Genomic DNA, 16,256 nt, shown 5'->3' with positions numbered 1-16,256 from the left:
ATTATGATTTATTTTCAGCAAATAGTTCAACTAAGGCAACTGTACCTACAAAAAATGTATAAATACCATATTGAAGAGGTTTTTGATTTTTTGAGGGTGCGTAAACAAATGCTATCACTGCTTCCATAAAATGAGCCAGAATTGCAACAATTCCCAACCACAAAAATACATTTAAACTACTGGGAATTATTGTATGCATTTTGAATGCATATAGGTTCCATAATTCTAATGCGATCGCACTTAGCATTACAACTATAGATATTATCTTGACAAAAGTGAATATCATCATGAAAAACCACAGAGCTAAAATTGTGTAAGTGTAAATGTAAATATATTTATTTGATTGAGATGTAATAACATCTGGATGCACAAAATTAATCTTATATCAAGTCCGGCTAATCAGTTACTATTAATTTTTCTTCGCATCCCCTGCCTGCAAATCTCCGCGTCGGTTTTATAGTAATTATTGAAGCGAACCTAATATTAGCTCCCCCATCGAAATTAGATCATGAACTAGCATAAGCTTTATACTATTTAGACAGTCAAAATCAAGCGAAACAAAAGCATGTCTGGCGAACAGATTCCACTGCGCGATACTCTACAGGAGCCGTTTAGCGCTTGCTCATCCTATTTTGCATCGGTAGTTGGCGAAGATGCAGTTTGTTTGTGGGAAGATATGGAAATAGCTGCGGGGCAGCGTATTCGTAATGCCTTCTCAATTTCTGCAAAGCTGCCTAGTTGTATTGTCTATCCTCAAAGCCAAGCTCAATTAGGCGAAGTAATTACTTTAGCGAATCAAAAGCAATTACGTGTTTTGATATGTGGTAGTGCCAGTAAACTGGATTGGGGTGGTTCTGCAAGTGAAATAGATGTGGTGATTTGCACCAAAAAAATCAACCAACTCATCGAACATGCAGTTGGAGATTTGACTGTCACCGTCGAAGCCGGGATGAAGTTTGCAGACTTACAAAAAATCTTAGCGAAGACAAATCAATTTTTGGCGATCGACCCCACATCACCCGCAGAAGCGACAATTGGTGGTATCATTGCTACAGCAGATACCGGCTCCTTAAGACAGCGTTATGGAAGCGATCGCGATCAGTTGCTCGGTATTACGTTTGTTCGCCCTGATGGAGAAATTGTCAAAGCTGGTGGTAGAGTCGTCAAAAATGTTGCTGGCTACGACTTGATGAAATTATTTACGGGTTCCTATGGGACATTGGGAGTCATAACCCAAGCAACATTCCGCTTATACCCAATGCAAGAAACTTCGGGAACTGTGGTGTTGACTGGTACAAGGGAGTTAATCCAGCAAGCAGCAGATATTTTACGTGGTTCTGCCCTCACTCCAACCAAAGCTGATTTACTTTCTGCGCCACTAGTATCGCAGTTGGGTTTGGGTAAAGGACTTGGTTTAATTACATGTTTTGAAAGTATAGGCGAAAGTGTCAAGGAACAATCGCATCGGCTGGTAGAAGTTGGAGAAAAGTTAGGATTATCTGCAAGTATTTATTCTGCTGATGATGAAGTGAATCTTTGGGAAAGATTAAAACAACTCATACAATTTTCTGGTGAAACTGCAACTGGTGAAAGTTCAATAATTCTCTGTAAAGTGGGATTAATGCCAACTGTTGCCACAGAGTTATTGAATCAAGTTGAGATGGGATTGATTCATATGAGTAGTGGTTTGGGGATGCTGCGATTTGTTTGTGATGTCGAAGTTGAGAGCAAAGTTATCAACAAGCTTGAGAAGTTAAGATTTTTTTGCCAAGAAAATAATGGTTTTCTGACGATTTTAGCAGCACCAACAATAGTCAAGCAAAAACTAGATGTTTGGGGTTATGCCGGAAATAGCTTGTCATTAATGCGACGGATTAAACAACAATTTGACCCGAATAATATTTTAAATCCTGGTCGATTTGTTGGAGGAATTTGAGTTGTGGCAGTTCTGTTAGTTTCACTTCCATAATTATGATCAAACAGATGTGGGGATGGGGAGACGCGGGGAAGGTTAATAATAACCAATAACTGGGATTTGATAAGCTGTCGTGTATTTCATTTGTATATGAGACGCAGGCAAGATGCCCCGGAGTTTTCCGTGAAGAACATCTCCCCGGAAACTCCTCTCTGCACTACAGGAATTTGACGCTTTCGTCTTATACAATTTAGCTGCACATCAGCCTATTAGGAAAGTGGGATTTGATATTAGAAAACTGGAGTCAGAATTGTGAATTTGGTTTTCCTAAATTAACCCTTTGGCTAAACGTTTCAAAGTAGAAGAAGCATCCATTTTATCGAGGCGTACATCTAAGATACAGAAACTTTCTGTATGCAAAGCAGCTTCTTGTAATGCTACTTCTAATTCTCCTTCAGTTTTTACCAAAAATCCACGTCCCTTACCAAATACTTCTGGTAAACGACTATAATCCCACGGTAAAATATCATTAAATCCACCATCGATGATGTACCTTTCTGTTACGTAACCGCCATTATTTAAAACGATAACGATGGGATTGCAGCCAAATCTCGCGGCTGCCGAAAGTTCCATTCCCGTCATTTGAAATGCTCCGTCTCCAACTAGAACCAAAGGACGTAGTTCTGGTTTTGCCATTTGGGCACCGATCGCAGCTGGAACGGCAAACCCTAAAGAGGCATAATAGGCTGGTGATATAAAGGCTGTATTTTGATGTACAGTCAAGTCTGCGGCTCCAAACAGCGCATCCCCAACGTCGGAGATAACAATGGTATTTTCGCTGAGGAAGGCGTTCAAACTGGCAAATAATCGTTCTACAGAAATCGGTTTGTTGGGTTCTTCGACTTTGTAATCTGGTATGGGTTTACAGTTGGGGTGACAATGCAATTCGCGGTTGCCTAAGTCTGCTGCTGCTAATCCATCCATGAAGTCTGCAAACTGCACATCTTCGTACACATGATAACCAATTGATAATTTTTCGCTAAAGGCATGAATACAGCGATCGCGTTCTAATCTGGCAGTATAAATACCGAGATTAATGTCTGTCATCATCACACCGAGCATAATAATACAGTCGCTGGATTCGACGTATTGCCGCACTTCTTGCTGTCCAATACCGCCTTGATAAATGCCTAAATAAGCGGGTTCATCTTCGTCAATCACAGATTTGCCAAGAATGGTGGCGGCGAAGGGAATATTAGATTTACGGATGATGTCGAGTAGCACATTTTGCAAACGGAAACGATGCAGTTCCTCACCTGCCAAAATCACGGGTTGACGAGCATTCTTAATCAGATTGATGGCTTCTGAGAGGGCAACTTTGAGGGTTTCAGAGTCACTTTTGGGTTTGGAGATAATCTGGTGATGGCTACGTTTTGCTGTCACCATCACCATGTCTCGCGGTATCTCAATGTAAACTGGTCGTTTAAACCGTAATGCTGCTGCTAATACGCGATCGATTTCTTCTAAGGCGGTTTCTGGGTTGTCTAAAACTGTGGAAGCAACGGTTAATTGTTCAAATACTTTTTTTTGGGTGTCGAAGTCACGGACTTTATGGTGAATTAACGGATGTCTAATGCGTTCTTCTATACCGGGTGCGCCGCTAATGATAACTACGGGAGATAGTTCGGCAAATCCTTGTGCGGTAGTATTCGCAACTTTCAATCCTCCGACTCCGTAAGTAATACAAACTACACCCAAACCCCGCAAACGTGCATAGGCATCGGCGGCAAACCCTGCACCTTGTTCATCGCATGTATTAATTAGTTGGATATCGCTGTTTTCAATTAAAGTCATGAATTTCAGTACGTAGTCGCCGGGAACACCAAAAATATGCTCAACTCCGTGGTGAGATAGTCGCTGAAGTAAGTATTCGCCAATTGTGATTTTAGTAGTCATATATTTTGCTCAAATTGGTAAAATGCATCTGGATTAATTTTGGGAAAATATTGCTTGCTGTTTATAGTTGCTCAAGATTTAGCTAGTTCTAGTTAGAACAAAATTGTGAGGGTGAAATTATTCATGTTATATTTGCGATCGCTCGTCAATTATTATCAGTTACATCAGATTAAGTAACTGTTTTGTAATAGTTCTAAAATATTTTTCTGAAGTTATTCTGTTTTGAACGCTGTTAATTGAAAAATGCCTATATTCATATGATACTGAGGTTTTTTACAAGTAACCTGAGTACAATCGTCAATATTTTTATACACTCTGATCAATTTTACCAATTTTGCTAGTTCTTTAACTGAACCTTATTGCAATATCACCTCCATGCCAATGATTGAGAAAGCTGGAGGTGAGATATTGAGATATATTTCAAGTTTAAATTTTATGGCTAAAAGCCTAAATCTAAACTTGTGTTGTAGTGGTGTTGAAACCTGCAATTGTACTTATTACCGAAAGGCTTTCCAATGCGGATTTAGCAACATCTAAATCATACTCGTATGGACGTGGACGGGGGATATAATCATTTGGTTGTGGTGGACGATGACGCAACACTGCATTCACAACTACACAAGGAAGTGAACTAAAATTAATTGCTCCGTGTAATACTCCAGGGGGAATTTTGACTACTGCGGGCTGAGTTTCACTTAACGGAATATATTGATATTTTTTGTCTATTAATGTAACTAGAACAAATTCACCTTTAACTACTAATATTTGGTCTGTTTGTGACTTGTGAACAAATAAATCATCAACTGCACCTGCTGGAACCTGTACTAGCATTGTCTCGTTGCTAGCTTGGGGAGTAAAAAATTGTGCCATTCCCCCTTTAATTGACTCTAAATAACGGATTTCAATTCCTCTAGCTTGACTCATATAAATTCCCTGGTGATTGATTATTAGTTAGAAGTAGAAAAATAAAATAGGCAGTCAATATTAACTATTAACGTCAAAATGTAAAAAACTGAACATCTGAATGACTAAAGACTTATCTTTAATCTTAGATGTTCAGCTATAAAAATTTGTTACAAACGCAACAAAAAATCACTCTTTATGATAAAGAGACTACATTAATTAAGCGATCGCCACTGTAAGACTACTAGGTTCACCTAAGTTACCTTGCAGCGAGATACCACGATTGTTAGCGTGCATATGGCGCAAAATCAGATAAATTGATTCGATTTTGTCAATAGCGCCTGCTTTTTCGGCTACTTGGGCAATAGTAAGCGGAGTTTTCTCACTTTGCAGGATAGTAATGATTTTGGTTTGCAGTTCCAGAATTGTGGCGGCGGCTTTTTTACCAGCTTCAACTCCGGGTTGGTGGTAAGCGTTGATATTAATCAAGCTAGCGTATAAACCAACAGCGCGATCGTACAATGCAATTAATGCGCCGACGGTACGAGGGTTGACTTGGGGAATTGTCAGGGTGATGGAGTCACGGTGGTTTTCGTAGAGTGCTTCGCGGGTTCCTTGGAGGAAGCCGGAAAGATAATCACCGGAGGTAATACCTGGTTCAATTTCGGGAGATGTACCCTGTCTATCTTCTAAAACTTCGATCAGGGTGGCGAAGAAGTTGGGGACACCTTCGCGTAATTGTTGCACGTATGCATGTTGGTCGGTGGAACCTTTATTTCCGTAAACGGCAATACCTTGATACACTTTATTGCCATCTAGGTCTGTTTCTTTACCTAAGGATTCCATTACAAGTTGCTGTAAGTAGCGACTAAATAACAGCAAACTGTCTTTATAGGGAAGGACGACCATATCTTTTTCGCCCTTGCCGTTGCCTGCGTAATACCAAGCAAGTGCCAACAATGCGGCAGGATTATTTTTAACATCAGCGACGCGAGTTGCGTCATCCATTTCCTTAGCACCTGCCAACATCGCATTGATGTCAATACCTTGGAGGGCTGCGGGGACTAAGCCGACGGTGGATAATTCTGAAGTGCGTCCACCTACCCAGTCGTACATTGGAAAGCGTATCAGCCAGTTTTCAGCGATCGCTTGTTGGTCAAGTTTGCTACCTGGCATAGTGATAGCAACAGCATAATTGCTAAAGTCTAAATTTTGTCCAGCATAGGCTTTTTTGACTTCCAACATGCCATTACGGGGTTCGGGCGTACCCCCAGATTTGGAAATTACCAACACTAAAGTGCTGGAAAGCTTGTTGCGAAGATGGGTCAAAATGCGATCGATACCCGCCGGGTCGCTGTTATCGATAAAATGAATTGCCAGGGGTGGAAAGTCAGGAGCGAGTGCCTCAGCAACAAATTCCGGACCCAGTGCAGAACCCCCAATCCCAATAGAGATAATATCGGTAAATCGGGCAGCTTTGGGGGGATGAATTGCACCAGTGTGAATTTTTTCGGCAAAAACTTCGATTTGTTCAATCGAACTCACAATTTCTTGAGTAACTTCGGGAGTAGGAGCTAAATCTGGGTTTCGCAACCAATAATGTCCCACCATGCGATTTTCATCAGGATTTGCGATCGCACCTTGTTCCAACTTCACCATGTCGGCAAAAGCTTTCTCGAATTTAGGTTGTAAAGCCTCTACGAACGCATTGTCGAAGCGCATCCGACTTACATCGAGGTAAAACCCCAATCCTTCATGGAAATACAACCATTCCTGGTATCGCTGCCATAGTGTCGTAGCGTCCATAGGGAAATCTCAATAAAGTTATTTTCAAGAATAAGTTTAAGATAAGGATTCGCCGATCCCTAACTCTCTTATACAGTTTTAAGTGTTATTCGATTTGCTCGCGCTAAACATCTGGCATTGGTATCACCCTCAAAAATTGTACAATTTCTCCGCGCAACTCAATCCCAATTAAATAATTATCTAGGGTAAATCGGTAAAATATCCCCTCTCCGTCGATTTGGCGGAGATGAGGTAAGTAGTGTAGTTGTCCTTTTTGCGGAAACTCCACAAATGCTAAATTATAAATCTGCTCGGATATGGTGGGTTGCAAGCTATTTAAATCGGCTAAAAATGACCGTGCGTATCTAACTTCTATATTCATATATCCTGATCCCGACTCTTTTCCCGACCTTCCAGAAATAGTATTGCTTCCTCATGGGTTAGCGTATCCCACGGTTGCTGCGATCGCTTTGCTTCTTGAATCGCTTTGAGAACTTGATCATCGCAATGCAATCCATAAACTGTACTCCATGCTAATTGGAGTTCGTCATCAGTCATTTGTTCAATTAATTGATGCAACTGAATCCGCAGCACATTCATATGCCAAACCTTTGCCAGAATACAGTCCTAGTATTCCCAAAAAATCCTCAGGTGTAATGTAACTGCGGGCAAATAAGCAACCAAGTGGCAAAATAATCCTTTTGAACAGCAAAACCATTAGTCGAGATGCTGGATGTGTCTCAATATTTCTTGACATTCCCCTCTTTTTGTCACTACATGTTGGTAACTACATAATTGTGACTACATATTCATGTTTATGAATTTTGCGCTTTTCCTGTAATATGACGTGAGTTAAGACACACACTCAGCAATGGCACGGAATTGCAACTTGCTCATGTCAAGATTTTTTGCAAAGTCCAGTAGTTTTTTGCTATACCTTTGTATTGATTTCTCAGTATTACAGTTTTATTCCAACTACCATTTGCATCTCCGTTTATTTATCCTTTAGAGGCTATCTGCATCTGATGAAAATTTAAGATCAAAATTGGAAAATCCAGTAATATTTAATCGAAAACTCCCAGCAAAACGCAAAATATACCCAATAACTATGTTTCCAAAAAATTCCCACAATCAAGACAAACGCTTACCAAGCATCATTACAGCCACAACGATAACGTTAGGATTAATGGTGTCCGCATGTAATAGTAATCCCAATCAAAATGCAGGGACAACTTCGGGGAATACTGTGAAAATCATTTCCAGTTTGCCCCTCACTGGTAGTTCCGTAGGACAAACCCAAACAATCGTCAACAGCATTAAACAAGCACTTGACGAAACCAACTCCAGTGTTTGTGAGGGTAAATTAAAAATTGAATATGAATCTCTCGATGATGCAACTGCTGCAACTGGAAAATGGGATGCTGCCAAAGAAGCGGATAATGCGAATAGAGCCGTTTCTGATCCTAATGTTGTTGCCTATATCGGCACATTTAACTCCGGTGCTGCCAAAATTGCCATTCCAATTCTCAACCAAGCCAACCTCGTGATGGTGAGTCCGGCAAACACCGCAGTTGGTTTAACTAAGCCTGGTGGAGAACCAGGAGAACCAGAAAAGTATTACCCCACAGGTAAACGAAACTACACCAGAGTCGTACCCGCAGATGACTTGCAAGGTGCTGCTGGGGCAAATTGGGCAAAATCACTGGGTGTTAAAAGAGCTTACGTATTAGACGACCAAGAGATTTACGGCAAAGGATTAGCAGAAGTATTTAAAGCTACTGCAAAAAAAATTGGTATTGAAGTTGTGGGCACAGAAGGAATTGACTCCAAAGCTAGTGACTATAAAGCTTTGATGAATAAAATCAAATCTTTAAACCCCGACTTAATATATTTTGGTGGTATTACTCAGAACAATGCTGGACAACTAATTAAAGATGCACGAAACGTTGGTTTAAGTGCTGATAAAGTGAAATTTATGGGTCCAGATGGTATTTTTGAGCAAGCATTAGTTGATGCTGCGGGTAAAGATGCAGAAGGAGTCTTTGCCACATTTGGGGGTATTCCTCCCAAGCAATTGACAGGTGCCGGTAAAACTTGGTACGACAGCTACAAGAAGAAATTTAATTCTGAACCTGAAGCTTATGCAGCCTACGGTTACGAAGCCGCTAAAGTTGTCATTAATGGGATTGGTAAAGTTTGTAAAGGCGATCGCGAAGCTATTCGTGCGGCAGTTATGGGTACAAAAGATTACGACGGAATTCTCGGTAAATGGAGCTTTGATGCTAACGGTGACACAACTTTGACTTCAATGTCTGGTAACACTGTTAAAGGTGGGAAATGGGAGTTTGTGACTGTTTTGGATGCGAAAAAGTAAATTCAGACTTTATAGGCTTTAGAAGTCAAAAATGAGAATTTAGGATTGAGGATTTATGCAGGGGTAAGAGGTTATTTAATAAGTTATTTATAAGTTATTTATTTGTAATTTATTCAAGTAATCTTCCCAAGATTAGAAGCCAGATTTATCTGTGATTCAGTATAAAAATATTATCAATCCCAATCACAGAAACTGAGTTTCTCCCCCACAGCAAAAACCTTCACTCCCAAATTATTCAAGTAGAAGTAATATTCTATTTACCCCCATTGCCCCATTCTCAATTCCCAAATGATTAACACAATTGATAAGCAAACTAAGCCAGCACCTGCAAAAAAAATTGCTTGGCAAAAAATAATTCTCTACATTGGTGTAATTTACTTAGTTTTACTCATTGGACCGATCGCAGGTTTTGATATTCCCCGTATTTTGGGCGAAATTAAAGCTAATCCCACCCTCTTAATCCAACAATTATTAATTGGATTAGTTAATGGTGCAATCATTGCCATTATTGCCCTGGGCTACACAATGGTTTACGGGATTATTGAGTTAATTAATTTTGCCCATGGCGATTTGTATATGCTCGGAGCCTTTGCATCACTCACTGTAATTGGTGCATTTGGGATTACCGATGGCGCATCATTGGCAGTAGCTTTACCTGCAATCATCGTCGCTTTAATTATTAGTACAGGACTCTGTGCCGGTTTGAATATTCTCACAGAACGCTATGCATATCGTCCTTTGCGGAATGCCCCACGTTTGGCTCCCTTGATTTCTGCGATTGGTGTTTCCTTTATTTTTCAAAATTTGGGTTTATTTTGGGGAGGACTCAAGTCTTTTATTCCTGTCATGGGGGTAAATGCTGCTGCTCCTAAAAGTTTTCCTGATTTATTACCGCGAATTGATATTTTGGAATACTTCAATATTCAAAGCACAATTCAATTTACAACTAAAGATTTGATTGTCTTGATATGTGCTTTAGTCCTCATGGTTGGGTTGCACTTATTTGTCCAGTACACGCGCTGGGGTAAGGCAATGCGTGCCACCGCCCAAAATCGCGATGCCGCCAAAATGATGGGTATCAACGTCAATGGAATTATTGTGTTGACGTTTTTTATTGGCGGAATGTTGGCAGGTTCCGCAGGTTTATTAGTGGGACTTTATAATAATACGATTGTTTTTACAATGGGTTTTACGGCAGGTTTACGAGCTTTTACTGCCGCAGTTTTAGGGGGAATTGGGAATATTATTGGGGCGATGTTAGGAGGAGTTTTAATTGGAGTTCTTTCAGCTTTAAGTGACCAATATTTTTCTAGTCGCTGGACAAATGCTTGGGTATTTGCAGTTTTAGTCATTATTCTGGCATTGCGTCCCGGTGGTTTACTTGGTGAAAATGTCCAGGAGAAGGTTTAGGTAATTCGTAACTTTAACTCAATCCCATTCAATAGAACTTAATACTTAGCAAACTCTACGAGCAGGCGAAGTGCCTACAGCACTAGAAAATATGAAAACGCAATTACTTAAAATTATCAAATCAGGTGGCGTTTTAGGCGCGATCGCAGCTTTTATTGTCCTTATCTTTGGTGGCTGGAGTGGTTCGGTAATCGGCTGGCTACTCGGTGCATATGTAGGATTTGCACACAATAAGGGTGATAACCTGCACACAACTCGAAACCCGCAACAAGGGGCAATTGGTGGCGCTCAAGCTGGCTTAGTTTTGGGGATTTGGCTGTTTGTTGCCAGCATCATTGAGGGGCTGATTTTAAAGCCAATTGCGGGACGACCAGTTGCAAATTTTACTGATGTTCTCGGATTTGGTATCTGTGCTTTGGTTGTGACAACTGTCGCCGCAGCCTTAATGGGTATGTTACAAGGATTACATCCATCCCGACGACAACTAGCAACACGTTTGGCATTAGGGTTAGTTTTGATACTGTTCCCCTTCATTGACCAACTGGCACAAACACGATGGATTTCCACCACGATTGAAATTCAGATATTTGTAATGCTGGCGTTGGGGTTGAATATTACTGTGGGTTTCGCTGGGCTACTCGATTTGGGTTATGCCGCATTCTTTGCTATTGGTGCTTATACTACAGGTTTGCTATCATCGCCACAGCTGAACATCCACTGGAATTTTTGGTTAGTTATTTTTATTGCAGCTGGCATTGCTGGACTGGCGGGTATAGTTCTCGGTACGCCCACATTACGTCTGCGTGGTGATTATTTGGCGATCGTGACTTTGGGATTTGGTGAGATTGTCCCCGTTATTTTTCGGAATTTAACTAGTGTCCGTATCGATGAACCGATTTCTAAACTGATTGCTGGTTTGGTTGGTCGTCCAGAGATGGCTTTGTGTCTGTTTGGCTGTGACTCTCCCGTTAATGTCACTGGGGGAGAACCAGGAATTAACCCTATTGACCGTCCTTTCTTACCATTTATCGGCACATTTACTAGCAGTAATTATTATCCTTGGTATTATTTAATTTTGCTTCTAGTTGTACTGGCATATTTTTTCATCGGTCGTTTGCGCTATTCCCGCTTAGGTAGAGCCTGGACTGCAATTCGGGAAGATCAATTAGCTGCCCGTGCAATGGGTATAAATCTTGTCAAAACTAAGCTATTAGCATTCGCCATGGGTGCAACATTTTCGGGGTTTGCTGGGGCTTTTTACGCGGCATATATTAGCGCTATATTTCCCAGTGTGTTTGATTTCTCAGTCTCAGTCATCATCCTCTGTATGGTGATTTTGGGAGGTTTGGGAAATATGACCGGGGTGATTTTGGGGGGAATTATTATTATGGGTGCAGACCGCTTGGTTTTACCCCAATTAGCAAGACTTTTAGAAGGAATCCGCAACACCTCGATTTTACCCCTCATCGCCAATCCCCAATGGCAAGATTTTATCAGGATTAGTTTAGACCCCACCCAAATGCGGATGTTCTTATTTGGGTTGACACTAGTAATTATGATGCTTGTGCGCCCAGAAGGTTTGTTACCCGATCGCCAACATCAAGCCGAGTTACACAACGAAGAACTCGCGGGTGAAGACGTACTCGCAAAATCATAAACCTGTTGAGATGGGAAATTCTCCCCTCTCCCTGATGGTGAGATTTTTTAGAAATAGTATTTGCAAAAATCAGAAATAAAGCCAATGAATGTAAACGCAAGTAACAATATCCCCATGCTGGAAGCGCAACAATTAACAATGCGTTTTGGCGGATTAACTGCGGTGAATCAAGTTGATTTTATCCTTGAACGAGGTGCGATCGCTAGTCTCATCGGTCCTAATGGTGCGGGTAAAACCACCTTTTTTAATATGCTCACGGGGATTTATACCCCCAGTGCGGGTACATTGTGGCTGAATAACCGCGATATTACCGGAACATCAGCCGATAAACTCGTCACATTGGGTGTAGCTCGCACCTTTCAAAATATCCGCCTGTTCAATAATATGTCGGTAATTGACAATGTGTTAGTGGGAATGCACAGCCGTTTAAAAGCCAATTTAGTCGGTGCTTTGTTACGTCCTCCCCAAGTGGTGCGCGAGGAATTGGAGGCGCGAGAAAAAGCCAAATACTGGTTAGAATATGCAGGCATCGCCAAATCCCGCTTCTTTGAAATGGCAAAAAACCTTTCCTACGGAGAACAGCGACGTTTAGAAATTGCCCGCGCCTTAGCTTGTGAACCGCAATTATTACTCCTAGACGAACCAACTGCGGGGATGAACCCAGCCGAAACCGCAAATTTAACCAAATTTATTCAACAGCTGCGCGATGAACTCAAACTCACAGTTTTGCTGATTGAACACGACATGAAACTCGTCATGGAAATAAGCGATCGCGTTACAGTCATGGCAAGTGGACGTAAAATCTCTGAAGGAAACCCCATACAGGTTCAAAATGACCCTATCGTTATTGAAGCATATCTCGGTAAAGATGATGAGTAACGTTTAAGAATTCAAAGTTAGGATTTTAAAGTTAGCAATTCAAACCTAGTAATTATTATTTACCCTTTTCCCCTTCCTCAACATCATGCTACAAGTAAAAGATATCCATACCTACTACGGTAATATCGAAGCTCTTAAAGGTATTTCTATCGAAATTAAAGAAGGCGAAATTTGCACTTTAATTGGCTGTAATGGTGCCGGAAAAACTACTTTGTTAAGAACAATTCAAGGACTAATTCGTCCCCGAAAAGGTGATATTTACTTTGAAGGAAAATCAATCAAATCTGTACCCCCAGAAAAAATAGTCAGTGATTTACATATTGCTCAAAGCCCAGAAGGCAGAATGATTTTCCCCCGGATGACAGTCTTGGAAAATCTGGAAATGGGTGCTTATAGTCGCCGCAACAAAGAAGGAATTAAATCTGATTTAGAATATGTTTTAAATCTTTTCCCCCGCTTGCGTGAACGTATAGATCAAAAAGGTGGAACTTTAAGCGGTGGCGAACAACAAATGTTAGCAATTGCAAGGGCATTAATGTCACGTCCTCGGTTATTATTACTTGACGAGCCAAGTATGGGACTAGCACCAAATTTAGTCAAAGAAATTTTCAAATTAATTAAACAAATTAATCAAGAAAAACATACAACTATCTTGCTTGTGGAACAAAACGCCAAAAAAGCATTGGAAGTTGCAGATAGATGCTATGTCTTAAGAACGGGAACAATTGAACTTGAAGGTTCCGCCCAAGAGCTACAATCCAACGAAGAAGTTCGTAAAGCTTATCTTGGTGAAGAATGAGGTACAAAGGAGAAAATGCACCTCACTGACAAAGTTTTGATAAAGTGAGTCTTCAGCTGAATTGTGTAGACAGAAATCTGTTTTCTATCCAAATTACTCAAATCAAAATGCTACATTTAGCTATTGCCTGGATTCTGAGCAGTATTTTGACTTGATTGTTGATAATCAAATCCGGACATGGGGTTAACAAGTGGCTTTGTGGGAGGTTGCACTGTGACAACTTGCTGTTTTTGTACGCTAGTTGGCACACCTGTGAAGGATGTTACATTGTTATTTTCATCCAGAAACCATTCCACCTGAGCCAGCATTGGACTTGATGGTGCTACTTTCAGTTCTTGAATTTGAGCATCTTTGTTAGATATCTGATTTTGTATCTGGATAATTTGATTTTCCAATTCCCAGGTTTTTTTAACAGACTGTCGCCATCCAAAAACTGATGCGACTCCCAACCCTAAACCAAAACTCAGCAACGCTCCCACGGGGGGTGTCACAACATCTTTGAGTTCACCATAAAAAACTTTCTCATTTTCGAGTTGTACCTCGATTAATTTTGAACCCTGGGTAGCTAGGAGTAAGCCAAAACAGGCTAATAGCGAACCGGAGATAGCAACAGTCGGTAGTAATATTTTTTTGAGCATGTGAAATTCTACTGGTATTCAGTTTGCTAAATAGTTAGGGCTTGCCAGAAAAGCACCTTGATGGAAAGAAATATTTGCCGATTCAGTAGTCCTAAATTACTGAAATACGGTAATTAATTATGGAAGTAAAATTTACCTAACCCATACAAACTTAATAAGTAATTAAACCATGTTCTGTATAATTTTGATGAAGATATCGTTTTTTTTGTAAAATTTATGTAGACCTGAGGATTTTCTCTACATATAATTACTAGATATAGGGCATCTAAAAATACGTATTAATGACATTGTTACTGATATCAAATCAAGAGTTATTCAACGGTAGAAAGAAATTTCAACTACAGTATGACAGCTAAACAAAGTAACTAATATATTCCTATGTAAAGACTTAAGTACATACTGAAATATTTTTGTAAAAATTACTAAAAAAACACATGGATATCCGCAAAAATACGATAAAGCGATCGCTTACCAATATCAATTTTTATAGATAAGTGTTTTTTGGCTAGTAACTGTAGCATATAGTGCAAGTATACTAGCTAAGTAATTGATTTAACGCCAGGCGATCGTCGCGCACGCTAGTACCTCAGCTCCAGGTCTTTGTTAGGCATTCGATACGAATAGCTAAGAAACTGATGCGCGGCATTCACCTGATAGCTGCACCAATATGAAATGCCCAGCCACTTTAGTCCGTCTTCAACAAGAAACGTCCAGTGTCCAATCCCCCACAAGAACCTTTCAAGAAGAACATCTACCAACACGGATGAGACAAGGAATCCAAATGCAATTATTAAAAGCAAATAATTGGTCTTCAATATAGTCTTTCTAAAAGCTACGAGATAAGTAGAAACGAATATCCCCAAAGCGCAGATTACCACCCTTTCGCTCAACCCCAAATATCGGCTCGCCAAGTCTTCATGGAACAAGAATAGATCATCAAACAAGAGCCAACCCGATAGGAGAGCTGAGGCTAGAAGAAACAGGAAAGCACTTCTGGGAACCTTGTCACGAATCGCGACAGCAACGAATGTGCATACCGATGCCGCCACACACCATAACAGAATCCCAAGGTTTGAGAGCGCGCCAGAGAGAGGGTGAATCTCTGCAATGACAACTACATCCCTTGTCAAGCGATCCATAGTGACTTCACTGAATGCAGCGACTGCGACAGCAATGGCGAGAATACAGATGGACGGGATAAAAGTAATCAATAGGTTTCTTACAGATTTCAATCTCATTCGGGGACTCCAGTTGGAAGGACGCATAAAAGCGAGTAGAGCAGAAACGCGATACGGTTCTGCTCTACCTTCAAAATTTCGCTTCGGTTATCTGCTCCAACAAATTCTTTAAATAAGCTACTTTATTTATAATTGCATCATAGCATACATTGTATTGCAGTATACATACACGTGTACTATTTAAGTAGGTAAATGGAAAAATTTATAACTATGTCATTGCGTAGTTTGCTTCTGCGAAGCAGTACGGAGTGCAGCGAAGTCAAGCAATAGCAAGTGTTTTGAGCTTTTTACATTTTGTTATATAGTTAGTTTTATTTCATTGGTGGCAATTTAAGATGACAATACATTTGTCAATCTACCTATAGAGTGAGAATTATGGCAAAAATCGTCAAAGAAAACGTTGTTTTTGGGTTTGCGATCGCCTAATCTTTGTGCTGAACATTGATATTTTTCTGGAAATCTCAGTACAAATCTTATCCTCAACCTCCGCAAGAGCCTGCCCATTGAAGCGAATATGCGATCGCTTAATAAGCTGTTCTACATTTAATTTGCACATAAGACGCGGGCAAGATGCCCGCACTACAAGAATTGTACGTTTTTAGGTCATGCAAGTTAGACGTGGTTGAGCTGATCAATTTTTAATCTAAAATTATGAGATAAGTAAGTAGGCGTGAATATTTATCATTGGGATTAGGCAGGAGG

The 16,256-nt window shown here is 40.4% G+C and carries 15 protein-coding genes; 6 read left to right on the top strand and 9 right to left on the bottom strand.

From position 1 onward, the window contains the following. Position 1 precedes the first annotated feature (1 nt). A complete protein-coding gene (locus VB733_RS24480) occupies positions 2–289 on the bottom strand; it encodes a TMEM254 family protein (protein WP_323342662.1) in 288 nt (95 codons plus the stop codon). A 276-nt stretch (positions 290–565) separates the two neighbouring features. Between VB733_RS24480 and VB733_RS24475 the strand changes: the two genes are divergently transcribed. After that, positions 566–1,936: an FAD-binding oxidoreductase gene (locus VB733_RS24475; protein ID WP_323342661.1), complete on the top strand. Its 1,371-nt coding sequence runs from the start codon at positions 566–568 to the stop codon at positions 1,934–1,936. 306 nt (positions 1,937–2,242) lie between these two features. On the opposite strand, the gene VB733_RS24470 is transcribed toward VB733_RS24475, so the two are convergent. The 5 genes from VB733_RS24470 to VB733_RS24450 form a co-directional block, all read right to left on the bottom strand. Further along, the gene (locus tag VB733_RS24470) at positions 2,243–3,871 is read right to left on the bottom strand and encodes an alpha-keto acid decarboxylase family protein (RefSeq protein WP_323342660.1); all 1,629 of its coding nucleotides are present in this window, start codon (positions 3,869–3,871) and stop codon (positions 2,243–2,245) included. Between the two features lie 453 nt (positions 3,872–4,324). Further along, positions 4,325–4,795 carry a dTDP-4-dehydrorhamnose 3,5-epimerase gene (locus tag VB733_RS24465; protein WP_323342659.1) on the bottom strand — a complete coding sequence of 157 codons (471 nt, stop codon included), beginning with the start codon at positions 4,793–4,795 and terminating at the stop codon, positions 4,325–4,327. 198 nt (positions 4,796–4,993) lie between these two features. Beyond that, positions 4,994–6,580, bottom strand: coding sequence for a glucose-6-phosphate isomerase (locus VB733_RS24460; protein WP_323342658.1), 1,587 nt, complete (start codon positions 6,578–6,580; stop codon positions 4,994–4,996). A gap of 103 nt (positions 6,581–6,683) precedes the next feature. After that, positions 6,684–6,941, bottom strand: coding sequence for a cytotoxic translational repressor of toxin-antitoxin stability system (locus tag VB733_RS24455; protein WP_323342657.1), 258 nt, complete (start codon positions 6,939–6,941; stop codon positions 6,684–6,686). Next, a complete protein-coding gene (locus VB733_RS24450) occupies positions 6,938–7,159 on the bottom strand; it encodes a hypothetical protein (RefSeq protein WP_323342656.1) in 222 nt (73 codons plus the stop codon). Before VB733_RS24450 ends, VB733_RS24455 begins: the two co-directional genes overlap by 4 nt. A 508-nt stretch (positions 7,160–7,667) precedes the next feature. Here VB733_RS24450 and VB733_RS24445 point away from each other — a divergent pair. The 5 genes from VB733_RS24445 (at position 7,668) to VB733_RS24425 (ending at position 13,678) form a co-directional block, all read left to right on the top strand. Beyond that, on the top strand, positions 7,668–8,933 hold the full coding sequence (locus VB733_RS24445; RefSeq protein WP_323342655.1) for a branched-chain amino acid ABC transporter substrate-binding protein: 1,266 nt from the start codon (positions 7,668–7,670) through the stop codon (positions 8,931–8,933). Between the two features lie 288 nt (positions 8,934–9,221). Continuing rightward, the gene (locus VB733_RS24440; RefSeq protein WP_323342654.1) at positions 9,222–10,343 is read left to right on the top strand and encodes a branched-chain amino acid ABC transporter permease; all 1,122 of its coding nucleotides are present in this window, start codon (positions 9,222–9,224) and stop codon (positions 10,341–10,343) included. A gap of 91 nt (positions 10,344–10,434) precedes the next feature. Continuing rightward, positions 10,435–12,000: a branched-chain amino acid ABC transporter permease gene (locus VB733_RS24435; RefSeq protein ID WP_323342653.1), complete on the top strand. Its 1,566-nt coding sequence runs from the start codon at positions 10,435–10,437 to the stop codon at positions 11,998–12,000. A gap of 84 nt (positions 12,001–12,084) precedes the next feature. After that, positions 12,085–12,879, top strand: coding sequence for an ABC transporter ATP-binding protein (locus VB733_RS24430; protein WP_323342652.1), 795 nt, complete (start codon positions 12,085–12,087; stop codon positions 12,877–12,879). A gap of 85 nt (positions 12,880–12,964) precedes the next feature. Next, the gene (locus tag VB733_RS24425) at positions 12,965–13,678 is read left to right on the top strand and encodes an ABC transporter ATP-binding protein (RefSeq protein WP_323342651.1); all 714 of its coding nucleotides are present in this window, start codon (positions 12,965–12,967) and stop codon (positions 13,676–13,678) included. A gap of 116 nt (positions 13,679–13,794) precedes the next feature. Here the strand turns inward: VB733_RS24425 and VB733_RS24420 are convergent, their stop codons facing one another. The 3 genes from VB733_RS24420 to VB733_RS24410 form a co-directional block, all read right to left on the bottom strand. Beyond that, on the bottom strand, positions 13,795–14,316 hold the full coding sequence (locus tag VB733_RS24420; RefSeq protein ID WP_323342650.1) for a hypothetical protein: 522 nt from the start codon (positions 14,314–14,316) through the stop codon (positions 13,795–13,797). Between the two features lie 578 nt (positions 14,317–14,894). Then, the gene (locus VB733_RS24415; RefSeq protein ID WP_323342649.1) at positions 14,895–15,554 is read right to left on the bottom strand and encodes a hypothetical protein; all 660 of its coding nucleotides are present in this window, start codon (positions 15,552–15,554) and stop codon (positions 14,895–14,897) included. A 388-nt stretch (positions 15,555–15,942) separates the two neighbouring features. Continuing rightward, positions 15,943–16,110 carry a hypothetical protein gene (locus VB733_RS24410; protein WP_323342648.1) on the bottom strand — a complete coding sequence of 56 codons (168 nt, stop codon included), beginning with the start codon at positions 16,108–16,110 and terminating at the stop codon, positions 15,943–15,945. Positions 16,111–16,256 lie beyond the last annotated feature (146 nt).

The sequence above is a fragment of the Calothrix sp. UHCC 0171 genome (genome assembly GCF_034931845.1).
Lineage (GTDB): Bacteria > Cyanobacteriota > Cyanobacteriia > Cyanobacteriales > Nostocaceae > Brunnivagina.
This window is presented reverse-complemented; position numbering and strand designations above follow the sequence as displayed.